A 17447-nucleotide genomic window follows, 5' to 3' on the forward strand; every position below is an offset into this window, starting at 1 on the left:
TTTAATGAGAGCTATATTCGTCATTTCACTTTGTCTTTTATTAAGCCCGCTTTATGCGCAGAAAATCAACAAGGTACTAATATGGTCAGAAGAATTCGATTATTCAGGTTTGCCTAATCCTGAAAAATGGGATTATGATGCTGGCGGAAGCGGATTTGGTAATAATGAGCTGCAATATTATACTAAAGATCGTTTGGAGAATGCACGTGTTGACAACGGGAAGCTGATTATTGAAGCCAGGAAAGAAAATTATTCCGGAAAGAAATTTACTTCTGCAAGAATAAAAACTCTGGGAAATGGAGACTGGAAATATGGCCGATTTGAGGTTAAAGCTAAATTGCCTACAGGCAAGGGAATCTGGCCAGCGATCTGGTTTTTGCCAAGTGAAAGTGTCTACGGTAACTGGCCTTCAAGTGGAGAAATAGATTTGATGGAAAGTGTCGGTTATGACCCTGACAAAGTATTTTTTACAACTCACACAGAAACTTACAATCATAAGACGGTTGGGGGCAGAGGAAGTAGTACTGAGCTGGTAGCTCCTTATGACAATTTTTATACTTATGCATTGGAATGGTATGCAGACAGTTTAAGGTTCTATGTCAATGATGTATTATATTATTCTCTTGACAGAAAGCCAACAGATACTTATAAAGAATGGCCTTTTGATCAGAAAATGCATCTTATTTTAAACAATGCTGTAGGGGGCGACTGGGCAGGCTCTCAGGGAATTGACTCAACAATTTTTCCTCAAAAATTTGAAGTAGACTTTGTTAGAGTATACCAATTCAGTGAGGAAAAATCGGAATATGATTTATTGGTACAACAGGTAGCAGGCGGAACTGTAAATGCATCATTTCCGAACGGAAAGGTCCCTGCTAACTCAGATCTTACAGTAGAAGCCGTACCAGCTCCTGGCTATGAGTTTATAAAATGGGAAGGAACATACCAGGATCTTGATAATCCTCTTCAATTTAATATGGCTGTAAATACAACAATAAAGCCAATTTTCAGAAAGAAGGGAGAGATGATACAGAATGGACAATTTGATGCAGGGTTTTTCAGATGGTCTCAGACGGTGCCTTCCAGCCTCGCATCATCTACAATTGATCAGGGAGAAATAGTATATAATATTTCTAAAAGCGGTACCAATGCTTGGGATATACAATTTTCGCAGGATGGACTTTTAGTAGAGAAAGGCAATTCTTACACTTTAACATTTGATGTCTGGGCTAGTCAGCAAACATCTTTTACTGCTAGTGTGGGGATGAGCAAAGATCCCTGGACTGTTTATTCCGGAGCAACGCAGACAGCAGGATCTACAAAGAAAACAGTTACCTATACTTTCACTATGTCTGCCGCAACAGATCCTGAAGCAAGGATAATCTTTGATCTGGGCAAAGCCTTGGGTAGTTTGCACTTCGACAATGTAAGCCTGGTGAAAAATAACGTACTAAGCACGTTTAATCCTTTGGTGAAATCTAAAGTATCTGTTTACCCTAATCCTTCAGCTGATAAGATTTTAGTTGAATCAGATGTTCTTATGCGCAACATTACTATTTACAATCAATCAGGAATGATTGTATTTGATCAAAAGAACACTCGTGATTACAAAATTGAGATAGCTACAGCTGGTCTTCAAAAGGGCGTTTATATTTTAGAAATCGAAACCGGGGAAGGTATCATCAAGGAAAAGGTTATAAAGGAATAGATTTAATGCGGTTGAAAATATACACCAAAAAGGTCCCCTCAGATAAATTTGAGGGGACCTTTTTGGTTATAAGTTGTTTTACAATTATTGCTTAACAATTCGCTTTTTCCAGGCTTGATATTCTCCGAAGACTTCCAGAATGTATATTCCGGGAAGAAGATCTGATCCAACAACGATAGATTCATTACCCTGGTGTGTGAAGCTAGTTACCTCGGATCCTTTTGTATCAATGATTTTTATGTGAATTGTTTCTCCTACCTTTATATTTGTCTTTATTGTAAAGGATGCTGAACTGGGATTAGGATATACTGCTAGAACATCTTCATCAGATCCATTGGTCTCTGCAAATAAAATCTTGGTATATTCAAAATTTCCATTAAAGTCAACTTGTTTTATTCTATAGTAAAGACCAATAGCTTTTACCGGATCTGAAAAACTATAATGAAATATTCCGGAAGCATTACCATGTGCATTTATTTTGCTAACGGGGATAAAGTTAATTCCGTCAGTAGATTTTTCTACAAGAAAGTAGTCGGCATTTTTTTCTTGTGTTGTTCCCCAATTTAAGTGATTGAAACCATTATTATTCTTAAGATTGAAATATAGATATGTAACAGGGAGTGCGCAAACTTGTGTTACGTCCTTGATCTTTGTTTCAATTTTGCCAAGCTGAATATCATCCATTGCAAAAGCAGAAGGCTTGTTGGAGGTTAGGTTGGGTACTCTTAATTCTACTGTTGTGCTTGTCGAAGTTGCCTTGTAAGTATATCCAAAGTTTGTCCAGTTTGTATTTAAAGGAAGAACAAATCTCTTAACAAAGGAATTGTTAATATAAAGGTCCAGTTTGGTTGTCTTAGCTCCAACACCATATGGTGAAGTCTCAAGTGTGTCTGGAGTGGCCTTTGTGAATTCTTTGTGAATATTTGCAAGCCAAACAGAAAAACCTAAATCATCTCCAACAGTAGTGGTAACGGTCTGACTAAAAACAACTGATTTAGAAGCGTCATATTTTCCACTTGCAGAAAAATAGTCATAAGAAGTTGCACTCCCTGTTGTATGATCTTGAACTGCTATATAGATTTTATCCTGTGTATTTGAAAATATTGCAGGACTTTTACCCACTTCATAATCTCCATCATTGAAACCATAATTTCCAACCTGATTTGTTCTATCAGACATATTTGTTCCATTTTTTGTGGAAGATGTGTAATCTGGATTAGGAACCAGGTTTCCGCGGACAAATTTAAACTCGGCTGTATAATTTTTTGTGTCAGCAATTGGCACTGCTGTTGTTGTTGAGTTGTTGGGGTTCGCTATAGTTGCTGAATTAGTTACAACTGCGTTTGTAGTGTGTGTCCATTTGGAAAAGTATCCATTTGTGGAAGTTGCATTTAAAGTAAGAGTTCCGGAATTACAAACTGCCGTTGCATCAAAATCATCACAGTCTTGAACTTCAATATCTATTGAAGATATTTGCCTTCCTGGAGAACCAAAGGAAATATCATCCATTGCAAAATCATTTCCTGCGTCGGCTCTGGAGATTTCTGATATCTTAATAGTCGCTGTTCCTGTTGTTGTTGCGGTATACTTATAGCTTACCTTTTGCCATTTGCAGGTTTCTCCGTCTATGGTAATTGGCGTAGGATTTACCAATGCATCATTAACGTAAAAATTTATCCGAGGCTGACCAGGTTTAGAAGGGTCAGTAATAAGGTAATCAGTATTATCAAATGGATCTTTACAGTCACAATATTCTGAATTTGCATTAGTAAACCAGGCTGCGAATTCATAGACTTGTCCAGCCACTAAAGAAACTTGCTGAGACCACATATAGGAATCCGTTAAAGGAACGCCTGTCATATTTTTAGCGGCAGCATCAGTAAAGAAAAGATTTCCCGTTCCGGTTGTATGGTCAGGACAAGGTTTTACTCCTGTATAACCATCATTGTTCGAGAGCACATAGTTATATAAAGAAAAGCTTCCATTTTGAAGCCACGTCAGACCTTTTCTATTATTAACCCCAAAGAATGTAGCAGGCGTCCCAACAACGGCACTGCTGGGATCAATAAATTTGTAATAAGAACTATAGGTAAATCCGGGGCTAGCATCCCCTACAGTGAACATTTCAAAGTCTCCATTAATTACTTGATTTCCTACAGGTACTTCTGCATCTACCTCAAGGGTATATTTTCCGGGACCGGAAGGAAGAAATACAGGAGTTTTAGAGTTTACATCGCTTATGCCTGTAGCACCTGACCATATAATAGAGCCTGCGGTTGTACCTGTAGCTCCTAATGCATTGAGGTTGACAGTTTGTCCCAGACAAATAATGTCTTTGTTGGTTTGGGCAAAAAGTACTCTTTTATTTATAATCTCTAAGTCGCTTTTATAACAAGCTGTTTTGGCTACGTCTGCAAGCTTTTCGGCTACCCTTACAACATATTGACCTGGCGTAGTAATATTTAGTGTATTCCCATTCTGAGCAGGGGCCGCAAGTGGCAGGTTGTCTTTAAACCACTGATAATAATAACCGTTTTGTAACGTCGCTGTAAGGGTTACTGCCGGAGATACAGGGACTTGATCTATTATATTGCTACCGGTACTGGAAGTAATGCTTGGAATGTTGACGTTTCCTGGCACACAGCAACTTGCCGAGGCTGTTGGTGCAACAGGGACATCCACCTTATTACACATTGTTGTAATATCCCAGTCAAGAAATGCTGGTCTGTTCGTTATAGCGGAATGCGTAATGGTAGTTGTTCCAAAAGTATAACTATTGTTGAAAGATGTTGTGGGAAAGGCTACAAGTCCATCAATTGGAGAAGTTCCAGCAGGGTTGGTTCCATCACTGTATATTACTGAAATAGTATCAGCACCTGAAGCTATTTCAAGCCCCGGATTGGTAGGGCTTTCATTTACCTGCATAGGCACAAGAAACGTCTGGTTATCACTGGTCTTAATAAGGTCACTGCATTTGAATGTATACCAGATGGAGGCACTTTTAGGAGTGGCTGTCGGACCTACCAGCACTTTTAAACGATACGTCTTCGCGGCGTCACAAGAGTATATTTTAACAGGTACTGTTATAGAATTGAGCTTAAAAGCCGTTGTCGAATTCACATTGACATAATATTTTGAAGTCAGATTGGTTGTGCCTGCGGGCAATGGATATGGCGTTGAGGCTCCCGCTGAAGGCCCCCCTGTCTGATCCACCATTTTTTGATAGCTTATTGTGACAGGTGTGGATAAGACAGTTTGGTAAGTAAAATCATAACCTGTTCCATACTGTGATCCCCCTACTGTCCACTTATAATCAGTTCCGCTTACTACTGGTGAAACAGTTAATTGAGGAGATTGATTTGGACATTGGTTTACTATTGAATATGTCTCACCTGTGCATTGTCCGAATACAGATGAATTTAAAATAGCGGTGATCACAAGCATTACTGACCAGATCAAAACCTTTTTCATAATTCGTTTAAATGTTAAATATCAGATTTCATTGTTTTAGTGAGAAGAAATGAGGCTCAATTCCCTATTTGGGGCTTTGACATACTAATCCTCTACCTGGTAAGTACTAATTTGGGCGTGAAAAGTAAACGCAGGATTTTTATAAATTCTAATATATGGTAGCTTCCCCTTTTGAATGTCTTGGATATGACTTTCAAGGGGGAGAAAATTATATTGTAGTTATGGCAATTATTCTTGGCTGACTATTATTGAAAACTGATAATAAGACGTAATGAAATTCTTTATTATAAGAAATTAACTTTGATTATTTCCTGATTTTATTGTTCAGATATTGTTATAACAACTTTTTAAAAAGTAAGAGTTGAAGGTATCATCATGGTTTTTTTCTTTAAATAAATGCTCTACAAAAGAAACATAAAAAAATTTAGTGTACTATTTGGCTTTCATATTGGACTGGTATTCTATAAAGGGAATGTGCAATTTCTATAGACACATTATTTAATTCTATTGAATTGAACAAAAGCAAGATGAATCTTCCTATTCATGTTAAATCGTGAATTCGTTCTCATAATTGTTCAATTCCTGTATCATTTTTTTTTATTAAATTTACAATTCAAAAAAATTTATAATGCATGAAACACATCTATCTTCTTAGTCTTTTATTTCTGTTAACATTTCAGGGAATAAAAGCAGCAAACATTTTTTCTAACCCTGGTTTTGAAAATGGCCAAGACTGGTGGGGGTTCCAGACTCCGGAAGGGTTAGCCACTATTGACTATAAGTTTGCCGATGCGCACAGCGGCAATTATGCAGCCCATATTAATGTTTTGACAGCTGCAGCTAACAATTATAATATTCAGCTTAATGCACCGAGTAACTGGGCTGCAGAAAAGGGAGCAAAGTACATCATTAGTTTTTATGCCAAAGCTGATAAGGATTTGTCTATCCATGTTGCGGCTCAGGATGGACCTCCTGGTTATACCTATAGAACCGGGTCTAATTACACTCTTAACTCTGAATGGAAGTACATCGAAATGGTTTATACATCTGATGTAGAAGGAGCAGGCGCTTTACGCTTCAACATATTTGTTGGTGCTGAAGCAGCTAATTATTACTTTGATGATTTTAACCTTGAAATCATTCCTGAAGTAGAATTAGGTACACCGGTACCTCCGACAGAAGGTGCTTACTATACAGACATCTACAGAAGTATGTTTAAGGAAATGGGTAAGTCAGAAGTGGCCATCAACAATAAAGTTGAAGCGGCTTTTCAACAACTGTTTCATGGCAGTCAAACTTCAGAAGCTATATATTTTGAGACCGGCACGGATATGGCATATATTGATGCTATTGACAGTAAAGATATCCGTTCAGAGGGTATGTCTTATGGAATGATGATAGCTGTGCAACTTGATAAGAAAGAAGAATTTAATAAACTATGGAAGTTTGCTAAGACATACATGCAACATAAAACAGGCCCAAGAGCTGGATATTTTGCATGGCAGGTTGATGCTTCTACTTTTGAAATCCTGGATCCGAATAGCGCACCAGATGGTGAGGAATATATGGTTATGGCTTTGTTTTTTGCAGCAAACAGATGGGGCAATGGAGAGGGGATATTTAATTATAAAGCAGAAGCGCAGCAACTTTTATCAGATATGTTAAACCTTGAATCCAGAAATGGTGGTGTGGTTGACCAACTTACAAATATGTTTGACGAAACTTCTAAGCAGGTTGTGTTCGTGCCTCAGGGTGATAATGCAGATTTTACAGATCCTTCTTATCATCTTCCAGGTTTCTATAAACTTTGGTCATTGTGGTCAGACACAAACAAACAATTCTGGGCTGACGCAGCGGACTCCAGCAGAACGTTTCTTTTAAAGGCAATGAATCCTAATAACGGACTTGTAACTGATTATATGACTTTTGATGGTCAGCCAAAGGTTGTTTCATGGAATACTAATTCAGGAAACTTTGCTTATGACTCCTGGAGAGTAATTTCTAACATTGCTATGGATGCACACTGGTTTGGTAATTCCTGGCATTCTGCTCAGGTAGATAAGCTTTTGTCATTCTTTAAATCACAAGGATCCAGTTATCCTGCTTTATATCACCAGGATGGAACACCAACAGACAATACACATACAGCAGCTGGTTTATATGCCATGAATGGCGCAGGGACGTTGGCTTCAAATAATATTTTTGCTTGGGATTTTGTAGACAAACTTTACAATCAGGCTATGCCAACAGGACAATACAGGTATTATGATGGATTACTTCAAATGCTTGGCCTGCTGCACGCTTCAGGTAAATTCAAAATCTGGAAGCCAGAAGGAGTAGTTTCTGCGATCAACAATCCAGCAAATACTTCAATGAAACTGAATATATATCCAAACCCTGTTCAATCAGAGAAAATCTCTCTTGCTTCAGATTTAGTTCTTAATGGTAATTATGAATTAAGAGATGTTTCCGGAAGAATTTTACTTAACGGTCTTATAGAAAATGGCAAAGCTGAAGTTCCAGTTACTGGTTTACAAGAAGGGCTTTACTTTGTTAATATAAAGGATGTAAAGAATAACTTCACAGAGAAGGTCATTATTAAATAATTTAGCTATATCTATACGCAGCACACCTATAATAGCTGCGTATAGATTATTTTAATGAACCTATAATTTTTTAACCATTCAGAACTAATATTTTTACCGTTCAATAAAGCATAGTCATTGCTCTGTCACCTCCTGTTACATGCCACAAAGGTTTCATTGTAATGCTTATTAGTAAACTCCTCTTGATTATTGCCTTCCATAATTTTAATTGAAGTATAAAAGTAATGATCAATCAGTCATAAACTTTTGAAGATTGATTTGATCTACTTTAAAAATTTGATTTTTTAAATTCTGAGAAATTATTGGATTGTAAAGTGAATATCTGGTTTACCTTTTAAAAAAGTTGGTGTAGTTAAAACACTTATGCATAAAGCTTATGGAATTCAGCATATTGAATACTGAGGGGATCACTATGTCTGAATTGTTGAGGAACATTTTCAAAATCAATAAAATATAAGGATCAATCACTCTGGGTGATCAATAAGCCATTCAAGACTCTTTAATATTAAGTAAAATAGGGTTTTTGCGGATGGTTGTGAAAAAGTATTGCTTAATAAAAATGAAAACAAATATACATATGAGATTTAAAGCATTTGCATTACTGCTTATACTAAACGTTGGGATGATCAATAACTTGTTGGGTCAAGTACCACTGGTATTTGATGTTGAAAACAGAACTCCTGCTGCCGGTTGTAATACTGCTGCTGGAAACACAAACACTTCTAATACCTATTTGCCAGATCCTTTTGCATTTACTAATGGTGGAAGAGTAGCGACCTTTGATGATTGGACGTGTAGAAGAAATCAGATCAAGTCTGATATAGAGCAGTACGAAATTGGTCCAAAGCCTCCAAAGCCTTCAAATGTCACAGCTACCTATACAAGTGGAAAACTTACTGTAAATGTAACAGTAAGCGGCCAAACATTGACATTAACATCTAATGTTACAATACCATCTGGTACAGGTCCATTCCCTGTTGTAATTGGAATGAATTCTGGTACTGGTTCATTATCGTCAAGTCTCTTTACTGGTGTTATACAAATTCCGTTTAATCATGATCAGGTGGTCTCTTATGGCGCAGGCTCAGGATCAATGAATGCAAATGATCCTTACTTCAAACTTTACCCAGGCACAAATATTGGTAAATACAGTGCATGGTCCTGGGGGATCAGCCGTTTAATTGATGGAATCGAAATCGTAAAATCTCAGATGAATGCAGATCCTAAAAGGATATGCGTTACCGGTTGCAGCTATGCCGGTAAAATGGCCCTGTTTGGTGGTGCATTTGATGAAAGGGTAGCACTTACTATTGCTCAGGAATCAGGTGGAGGAGGTATCAACTCATGGAGAATGTCTCAAGCTTATACAACCAGAACAGGTGTAAATGTTGAAAAAATTGACAACACTAACTATAGTTGGTTTAAGGCGAGCATGAAAAATTTAAATCCAAACACTCTACCTCACGACCACCATGAATTAGTTGCGATGATTGCTCCAAGGGCTTTGCTGGTATTAGGAAACCCAACCCAAGAATGGCTATGCGATGAGTCTGGTTATAAATCATGTATGGCAGCAGCAGAGGTCTGGAAAGCCATGGGCGTTTCGGAAAGGTTTGGCTTTATATTCACTCCAGATCATAATCATTGTTCTGCAGCACAAGCACAAAATGATGCGGCAACAGCTTTTATAAATAAATTCTTAAAAAACAGCACTACTGCAAATACAAATATAAGGGTAAATCCTACCAAAGGCACAAAGCAGGATTTGAGCTTAACCTCGGCCATAAACTGGACAGCTCCTACGATTACTTTTGTAGAACCAAACAACAACGCACCTAAGCCAACATTGACCTCTCCGGTTGCAAGCAACAATTTAGAAGCACCTGCTTCGCTCTTACTTTCTGCATCTGTGACAGATGCAAATAACAATGTTACTAAAGTGGAATTTTTCAATGGAACAACTAAATTAGGAGAAGACGCTACAGCACCATACAGTTTGTCACTGGAGGATCTGTCCGCTGGAACATATACATTATCTGCAAAGGCAACCGATGCAGAAAATCTTTCCGGAACTTCAGCTACTGTAACAGTAATCATAAATGCTCCTCCATTCAAAATCCAAAGAACAGCGATAGCTCCGATAATTGATGGCACTGACGATGCTGGTATATGGGATAACCCCAATATTTTATCTGTCATGGCTGGCAATACGTTAAGCGGTACGGTATCTGGACCTAGTGATCTTGGTGGCAGCGCAAAATTTCTATGGGACAATAATTATCTTTATGTCTTTGCTAAAGTTAGTGATAATACTAAGCAAAATGATAGTCAAAATATATTTGATGATGATGCTGTAGAAATTTATCTGGATATTAATAATGACAAAGCTACTACCTATGGCGCCAATGATGTTCAATATACCTTTGGATGGAATGATGGAACTACGGTAGGGGCACTGCCCACGGGTAGGTCAACAGCCGGTATTACTTATAGTGCAGTGAGCAGTGCTAATGGTTATGTCATTGAAGCTAGAATACCATGGACAACTGTACAGGGTAATCCTGCTTCGAATCAATTGCTGGGTATTGAATTCATGATTAATGATGATGATAATAGTGGTACGAGAGATAAGAAGCTTGCATGGAACTCAACTGCTGATAATGCATGGCAAGATCCATCTTTGTTCGGCGTGGCCAGGTTGGTCGATGAAGTGATTACGAGCATAGAAGAACAGAATTCTTCTTTGGGTATCCTTAGTTATCCAAATCCTTTCATCTCTGAATTTAATATTGAAGCTAAAGGATATTTTACTTACCAGTTGATGAACCAAATGGGACAAATATTGGATTCAGGTCAATCAAACGATAAAGCGTCACTTATGACTCAAAACTATGCAAAGGGTATATACCTTTTAAAATTTACTCAGGATGAGAGATCGAAGGTGATTAAATTGATAAAGGAGTAAAAGTTAACCTAAGTTTAGATTTAAATTAAACCTCTTAAAATAGCAAAACAAGGCGCCATCCTATAAGATGGCGTCTTGTTTTTTATTGAGGTCGTTATTTAATTTTTTCGGAAACGTTACCTTTACGGTTTTCCTTTGTTTTATACCAGAATTCGTTGAAATAATAACTGTCTATAAAGATGTTTAAAAAGGGAATAGTAAAATTGCTGTTGGGGTCAATTCTCACAGCTGGTTCGCTGCAGTTGAGCGCTCAAGTTCAGGATTCAGAACCTTGCGGATATGCTTCGCTGGAAGGCGGAACAACAGGAGGGGTAGGTGGTCCGGTAGTTGTACCTACTACTTTTGCGGAACTACAACAATATGCTTCTGGTACTAATCCCGTCATTATACTTATAGACCGGGAATTTAAAGGTCCTAATGTCTTGAAGCTAGGATCTAATAAAACACTTTTTGGTGTAGGAACTAAAGGCTTTATCAATCAGATAGGGGTGAGTATTCAGTGTCAGCATAACATCATCATTCGCAACCTGAAGTTTACAATGAAAGGTGTTCCTATTACTAATGATGGTGAAAACAAAATATCTGGATTTAACTTTGATCCTGATTGTATTGCGATTCAGGCCGATGATGAGACTTTGCCCGAAGCTCAGCGAAAGTCAAGCCATATCTGGATAGACCATTGCGAATTTTATAACGAGGATCCTACTGTGATGACCGATTATGACCGCTATGACGGGCTTCTGGATGCTAAAAACGATTGTCAGTACATCACCATATCATGGAATTACTTTCATGATCATCACAAAGCCTGCCTTTTTGGAAAAGGCAACTCTGATGATTATGACAGGAAGATTACCATGCATCATAACAAATTTGAAAATATAGGGTCTCGCATGCCCCTCATGCGTTTCGGCAAATTACATATGTTTAATAATTATACTACCAGATGTTTAGAAGGCAATGGACTAAATGTAAGAATTAATTCCAATGCATATCTGGAGAAAAACTATTATGAAAATGTAAAGAAACCACTCTTCGGAAAATTGTCAGAAGGTGGAAGGGCATCATTGAAGGATAATATTTTCAAAAACTGTGATAGAATGCCTGCCATTACACTGCCAAATGCTTTATCTCCAAATGCATCACCATTGAGCAACACTGAAGAGTTTGAGAGTAGCAGCTACATTCCTCCTTACCAATGTGCTTCCATCACTTACCCGGTGCTTGAGGTTCCTTCTAAAGTTAATCAGTATGTAGGAGTGGGAAAGGTTCTTGCGCCTTCTGTAGTTACAAGCTTAGTTGGTACAAAAGAAGATTTGGCCATGCAGGTTTATCCAAACCCAACTCAAGGTTTGATAAACTTAAATGGTATGCATACCTGGGTTTTATCTGATCTGCAAGGGCAAATTCTTTTGGAAGGTCAATCTGAGACAATTGATTTAAGTGGAAATAAAGCAGGTATATATTTTTTAAAATTAGATCATAAGGTTGTGAAAATTCAAAAGCAATAAGTGATTGTGAATTATCTATCAAAAGTATGGGCAATGGCAAGAGATGAAAACTTTCTTGGCACTGCCTGACTTATATTTCCCCCTTCATAAGGTCTAAGTTATTTTTTTTATATCATCTGCCCGATTAAGTTTTTGTTCCAAAGTCAAATGTTTAAGCAACATGAATTCTTCTGAAGTGTATATCTCTTTGAGAATGTTTTTTATATTTGGATTTGTAAACCTTTTAATTCCAAATGAATAAAATTAAGAAAATATTACTTCTGTTTTTTTTAGTTATAACGACATTTAAGTTATATGCTCAGAGTTTGGCTGAAGTGGATAGTGCCATTGTAAAAGATGGATCGGCTATCGATTTTTTTGGTTCATCTGTTAGTCTTTCTAACAATGGTAGCACGGCCTTAGTTGGTGCACATGGATTTATTGTAAACGGAAAACCAGATACAGGTAAAGCCTTGGTATATGTGCGCGAAAATGGGAAATGGGTTTTACAGGCTGAGCTTATAGCAGATGACCCTGAAATGAATGCCAGGTTCGGTATGACTGTGAGCCTTTCTTCTGATGGTAATACTGCAATTGTAGGAGCTCCTTACAAAAAAAATGACACTATCGAAAATGCTGGCAAAGTGTATATATTCAGTCGTACAGGTTCTTTGTGGAGCAAACAGGCAGAGTTTATATCCGGTGAAGCGACACAGTCTTCCGTTTATGGGTGGAGTGTAAGCATGGCAGGTGATGGCAAAACTGCAATTGTAGGAGCTAAAAGGGTTAGTTCAAAAGGAAAAGTTTACATCTATACTCGGTCAGGAAATACGTGGACTAAGCAAGGAGATATAATGGGAGAAAGCAACGGAGATAGTTTTGGAGAATCTGTATGCCTGACCAGTGATGGTAATACAGCAATGATAGGAGCATATTATAAAAGTCAACAGTTCAGCCAGCAAGGGGTGGTCTATGTCTATTCACGCACAGGGTCAGTGTGGAGCCAGATTACTAAATTTTCGGCAACAGATAAGAATTCTTATGATCGTTTCGGCACATTTGTGGATATATCTGGCGATGGGAATACTGCTGTAATTGCTGCTTCAGGAAAGGAAATAGATCAGATTAAATTCAGAGGAAAGATATATGTATTTGGAAAGTCTGGAAACACATGGACAGAGCAGGCAAGCTTTATTGATTCTTCCGGATTAGTTTATGACAATATGGGAAGATGTGTTATCTCTGACGATGGCAATATTATACTTTTTGGAAATGGAGAGAGAAAATTAGGGGGAACAGCCCGAGGTAAAGTATTTGTGTATGTCAGACAAGGAGCTAGCTGGTCAAAACTTGATGAAATCTATTCGTCAGAACCTGTAGATTATGACAGGTTCGGATCGTCTCTGGCAATTTCAGGAGATGGCAAAGTCTCTCTTATAGCATCTCCGACAAGAAGAACAGGTATAAGTTCACCAATGGGCAAGGTTTATTTTTTCGAAAATGATATAGTAATAAGTGGAATTAACAATGAAGAAGCAAGCAGTTATGAAATGACTTGTTTTCCTAATCCTACAGATGGTTGGATAAAATTGGCATCAGGAAAGATAAAAGGTTCCATTGAAATTGAAATGCTGACCTCAGAAGGACATCCCATAAGTAGAAATAAGTATAATGATATGTCAGATCTTTCATTGGAGCTAACCGGCCCATCTGGTCTTTATTTCCTTAAGATTTTCGGTGCGAATGGAGAGCAGTGTGTATTGAAAGTTATAAAGGAATAATCGCTTTTATGATTAGAAGAAATGGTAAAAAGGTGTGTTCATTCTCTTTGCTCTAGAATGGGCACCTTTTTTTACTTTCCTTTCGATTCTTTGGTTTCATAGTCGTTGCAGGACTTATTGATAAAATTTCTGGAAAGAAAATTCAGGGGAAAGCATCTCCTTTTCGTTCTTGCTTGTTTCTAATTGAGCTTCATTTGCATATGCAAACATACGTTGTTCGTAGTCTTGTATGGCTGCTTCGATAGTTGCATACTTTCCATTAGTAAGATTATCGGATAGAATTAATGCATCCAAAAGTCCAATGTTTACTCCTTGACCTGCAAAGGGCGGCATTATATGTGCGGCATCTCCAATAAGTGTGATAGGCAATGGACGATGATTATTCCAGGGTTTGTCTAATGAAATTTTTCTGGTTGGCCATTTAACAAAAGCCGCAGTTGAATTGAACAATTGTCGATATGATTCATGCCAATGAGAGAATTTATTGGAAAGGAATGAGACAATACTGTTTGTATCATGAAATTTTAAGTCATTTTCAAGTGGCCATTCTACTGGCATTTTAAAAATCACACTGTAACTCAGAAGGCTGCCATTTTTAGGATTAGCGACAAGCAAATTACCTTTGTGTGCTGTCATCAATATAGTAGCATCACATAGCTGATAAAATTGCGGACAATTTACTTTCGGCTCGGAAACGTCACCTTGTAAAATCAGTGTTCCAGTATATTCGACTTCGGCATCCGTAACATATTTTCTTACTGCAGACATTCCGCCGTTAGCTCCAATAACAAAATCTGCTGTTGCATTAATGTCATTATCAAAATGTAATAGCCATTTCCCATTATATTCTTCAAGCCCTGTAAGCTTCTTATTCCAGACAACAGTTTCACTCGTTAAGCTTTCGAGCAAAATTTTTCTTAAGTCGTTTCTATTTATTTCAGGATTGTCATATTGATCTTCAGTGGTTGGTTTTCTAGAAAACAATACTTTTCCTTGTTCATTGGCTATGGTCCTTCCCATGGGGTTAGCCAATGCATAATATTGTTCAAGCAATCCTGCTTTTTCCAATGCATCTTGTCCTGAGCCTTTATGTAAGTCAAGAGTGCCACCTGAAATTCTTGTAAGCGCGTCTTTATCTCTTTCGTATACTGTTACGTCTATTCCTTTTTGTTGAAGTAATTTAGCCATTGTAAGACCTACTGGTCCTGCTCCTATGATGGCTACCTTTTTATTCTTTAATAAAAGATTGTTCATGTTCCGTAAATTTATTTTTGACAGCATTCATGAATTCAGCTAGAATTCTTTCTGTTCGTTTCTCATGCGAATAGCTTCCTCAGTTCTTGGAATAAAATTCTCTCTTATGTTTGTTTCGGCTGTAGCTTGAACCTCCTCAATAAACGTTCTTAGTTTTTTGTTGTAATCTTGAAAAGCCAACTCAAAATTTCCACTGTATTTTTGCAAAGCGTCTGCTAATGTGGTTGCACCACATATTGATAAAGACGCCCCCATTCCCGCAGCTGGTGATGCACAGTAACCAGCATCTCCCACCAGTGCCACCCTCCCTTTTGTCCACGAAGACATTTTTATTTGACAGAATTTATCGAAATAAAAATTTTGTGCATTCATCATTTCGTGCAGCAGCTCCTGGGTTCTCCAGCTTTGATCGTCAAACTGTCTTGAAATGATTTTTCTTTGTTGTTCGACATCACGATAGTCATAGGGAATTTCGTTTTCCGAGAAGAAACAAAAAATTATATCAGTCTTATTGTTGTAGGCATTGAGAGTAATGGCCTTATCAGGAACATTAAACATTTGCATTGTTTTTTCCTTTATCAACAACTTGTTTACGATTGTAATAGAAAAATATGCTTCAAGAAAATGAGAGTATTCACTTTCGTTTCCGAACCAGATTTTTCTTACACCCGAATGTATACCATCGCAGCCAAAGACAAGGTCAAACGCTTCTTGTGAACCAGTTTTAAAAGTTACTTTTATATCATCTTTTGATTCGGTTAATGCTATGATACTATTGTTGAAGATAAATTCAACATCATCCTTTAACTCATCAAAAAGAATACTTATAAATTTATCTCGTTCAATTTCGATTTCATCATTGGGTAATTCATTATTCTCAGATTTGAGCGATATTGAGCCTACCGTGACATCAACTGCATTTTTAAATTCAATCATTTCCACATTGAGTCTGTTTGATTTTAATTGCTCAAAAACACTCATGCGGCTAATGCTATCTATAGCTTTCCCACGAAAATCAATAGCGGCACCATTAGTTCGAGGAGCATTTGCAATTTCAACAACAGTTACTTTGTAGCCTATTTTATTCATCCAATAGGCAGTTGAAAGTCCGGCGATGCTTGCTCCAGAAACGAGTACTTTTTTATCTTGTAGTAATTCCATTTTTAACGGAGTTATCTTTTAACCATTGAATGATTGGAATCACAAAATTCAGGAAAGTTCTTTAGGTAGGATTGTAAAAAAGCGACAAAATTGTTGTTTGTAGGATGTTAGTTTTTTTTTGCTTTTCGCGCAAATGCTGCTGGTGTAGTGCCACTGAAGCGCTTGAATTCTTTGCTAAGATGGGATTGATCGGTATAGCCCAGTTCATAAGCTAAACCTGCAATGTTGGTATCAGGATAGAGCAATAATTGATTTCGAACCTGCTCAAATCGTATCAGAGCGGACACGTCTTTAACAGTATGACCAGAAGATTTCTTAAAGTTCCTTTCCAGCGTTCTGACTGTTGAATGAGCAGTAGCGGCGATTTGACCTACAGGTATGGTGCCGGTTGCTTCTCTCATTGCCTGTCCCGCTTTGACTAGCATGAGGTCAGGATTTATTTGTGAGTGAACATTAAGGAAATACTGTTTTACTTCTGCCAGAGCCTCTGATATTTTACCCTCATAAATCAGTTGTTCCAAGGTCGAATGAAGTTGTGCAACAGGATGTTCAAACGTTCGTACACTTTCTTTACATGCTGGCAATCCCAGCAAATCGAACACAGTCCAGGGAAAGCACTTGATTCCAATAATTTGTAAATGACCTTTGCCGTAAAAATGAACTGGCTTGTCCAACAATCCTATAAGAAAAGGTGATGGCAATGGTAATAATGTTCCATGATAAGAAATACTGCAGTCGCTTCCGAAATGAAATATAATTTCAGCATAGCCATCAGGTAATACCTCTAACCCCGAGGGTAATTTTTCGAAGTCTATGCTGTTGTACCAAAAGCCTTGTATGGCATCTCTTAGCTCTTTAGGTGCTTCAAATTCCTGATGCTGCATTCTGGTACGAAGTGTTTAGGTTGAAGGTATAAGAAGTATGTGCAGTATTAAAAACGTAATATGAAATGTATTAGTTTATTCATTAATTTCTGGGCTAAACTGTTATTCCTAGGTGTAATCAGTTTTG

At 37.6% G+C, this 17447-nt stretch carries 9 protein-coding genes; 5 read left to right on the forward strand and 4 right to left on the reverse strand.

What is annotated here, in order from left to right:
• The first annotated feature begins 4 nt into the window (after positions 1-4).
• The gene (locus K350_RS32030) at positions 5-1708 is read left to right on the forward strand and encodes a family 16 glycosylhydrolase (RefSeq protein ID WP_081671026.1); all 1704 of its coding nucleotides are present in this window, start codon (positions 5-7) and stop codon (positions 1706-1708) included.
• 84 nt (positions 1709-1792) lie between these two features.
• Here the strand turns inward: K350_RS32030 and K350_RS0115490 are convergent, their stop codons facing one another.
• The gene (locus tag K350_RS0115490) at positions 1793-5179 is read right to left on the reverse strand and encodes a T9SS type A sorting domain-containing protein (RefSeq protein ID WP_028980690.1); all 3387 of its coding nucleotides are present in this window, start codon (positions 5177-5179) and stop codon (positions 1793-1795) included.
• A gap of 632 nt (positions 5180-5811) precedes the next feature.
• On the opposite strand from K350_RS0115490, the gene K350_RS31345 reads away from it, so the two are divergent.
• The 4 genes from K350_RS31345 (at position 5812) to K350_RS0115520 (ending at position 14021) form a co-directional block, all read left to right on the forward strand.
• Positions 5812-7785 (forward strand): glycosyl hydrolase family 8, encoded by a 1974-nt coding sequence (locus K350_RS31345; protein ID WP_051313186.1) that lies wholly within the window; start codon positions 5812-5814, stop codon positions 7783-7785.
• A gap of 559 nt (positions 7786-8344) precedes the next feature.
• Positions 8345-10750 (forward strand): glucuronyl esterase domain-containing protein, encoded by a 2406-nt coding sequence (locus tag K350_RS31350; protein ID WP_162144183.1) that lies wholly within the window; start codon positions 8345-8347, stop codon positions 10748-10750.
• Between the two features lie 179 nt (positions 10751-10929).
• Complete coding sequence (locus K350_RS0115510) at positions 10930-12261, forward strand: pectate lyase family protein (RefSeq protein ID WP_028980691.1); 1332 nt, start codon at positions 10930-10932, stop codon at positions 12259-12261.
• A gap of 233 nt (positions 12262-12494) precedes the next feature.
• The gene (locus K350_RS0115520) at positions 12495-14021 is read left to right on the forward strand and encodes a hypothetical protein (RefSeq protein ID WP_028980692.1); all 1527 of its coding nucleotides are present in this window, start codon (positions 12495-12497) and stop codon (positions 14019-14021) included.
• Between the two features lie 114 nt (positions 14022-14135).
• Here the strand turns inward: K350_RS0115520 and K350_RS0115525 are convergent, their stop codons facing one another.
• The 3 genes from K350_RS0115525 to K350_RS29050 all read right to left on the reverse strand — a co-directional run bounded on the left by K350_RS0115525 (position 14136) and on the right by K350_RS29050 (position 17320).
• Positions 14136-15302 carry an FAD-dependent oxidoreductase gene (locus K350_RS0115525; RefSeq protein ID WP_081671027.1) on the reverse strand — a complete coding sequence of 389 codons (1167 nt, stop codon included), beginning with the start codon at positions 15300-15302 and terminating at the stop codon, positions 14136-14138.
• Positions 15303-15314: 12 nt separating this feature from the next.
• Positions 15315-16436: an FAD-dependent monooxygenase gene (locus K350_RS0115530; protein ID WP_028980694.1), complete on the reverse strand. Its 1122-nt coding sequence runs from the start codon at positions 16434-16436 to the stop codon at positions 15315-15317.
• 107 nt (positions 16437-16543) lie between these two features.
• Entirely contained in the window at positions 16544-17320 is a 777-nt protein-coding gene (locus K350_RS29050; RefSeq protein WP_051313188.1) for a helix-turn-helix domain-containing protein, read from the reverse strand.
• Positions 17321-17447 lie beyond the last annotated feature (127 nt).

The organism is Sporocytophaga myxococcoides DSM 11118 (assembly GCF_000426725.1).
GTDB classification, from domain to species: Bacteria; Bacteroidota; Bacteroidia; order Cytophagales; family Cytophagaceae; genus Sporocytophaga; species Sporocytophaga myxococcoides.

What these genes read in the sequence shown, in the direction of transcription:
- K350_RS31345 (WP_051313186.1), top strand. Translation starts at nt 5,812, where the DNA reads ATGAAACACATCTATCTTCTTAGTCTTTTATTTCTGTTAACATTTCAG.
- K350_RS29050 (WP_051313188.1), bottom strand. Translation starts at nt 17,320, where the DNA reads ATGCAGCATCAGGAATTTGAAGCACCTAAAGAGCTAAGAGATGCCATA.
- K350_RS0115525 (WP_081671027.1), bottom strand. Translation starts at nt 15,302, where the DNA reads ATGCTGTCAAAAATAAATTTACGGAACATGAACAATCTTTTATTAAAG.
- K350_RS32030 (WP_081671026.1), top strand. Translation starts at nt 5, where the DNA reads ATGAGAGCTATATTCGTCATTTCACTTTGTCTTTTATTAAGCCCGCTT.
- K350_RS0115530 (WP_028980694.1), bottom strand. Translation starts at nt 16,436, where the DNA reads ATGGAATTACTACAAGATAAAAAAGTACTCGTTTCTGGAGCAAGCATC.
- K350_RS0115520 (WP_028980692.1), top strand. Translation starts at nt 12,495, where the DNA reads ATGAATAAAATTAAGAAAATATTACTTCTGTTTTTTTTAGTTATAACG.
- K350_RS31350 (WP_162144183.1), top strand. Translation starts at nt 8,345, where the DNA reads ATGAAAACAAATATACATATGAGATTTAAAGCATTTGCATTACTGCTT.
- K350_RS0115510 (WP_028980691.1), top strand. Translation starts at nt 10,930, where the DNA reads ATGTTTAAAAAGGGAATAGTAAAATTGCTGTTGGGGTCAATTCTCACA.
- K350_RS0115490 (WP_028980690.1), bottom strand. Translation starts at nt 5,179, where the DNA reads ATGAAAAAGGTTTTGATCTGGTCAGTAATGCTTGTGATCACCGCTATT.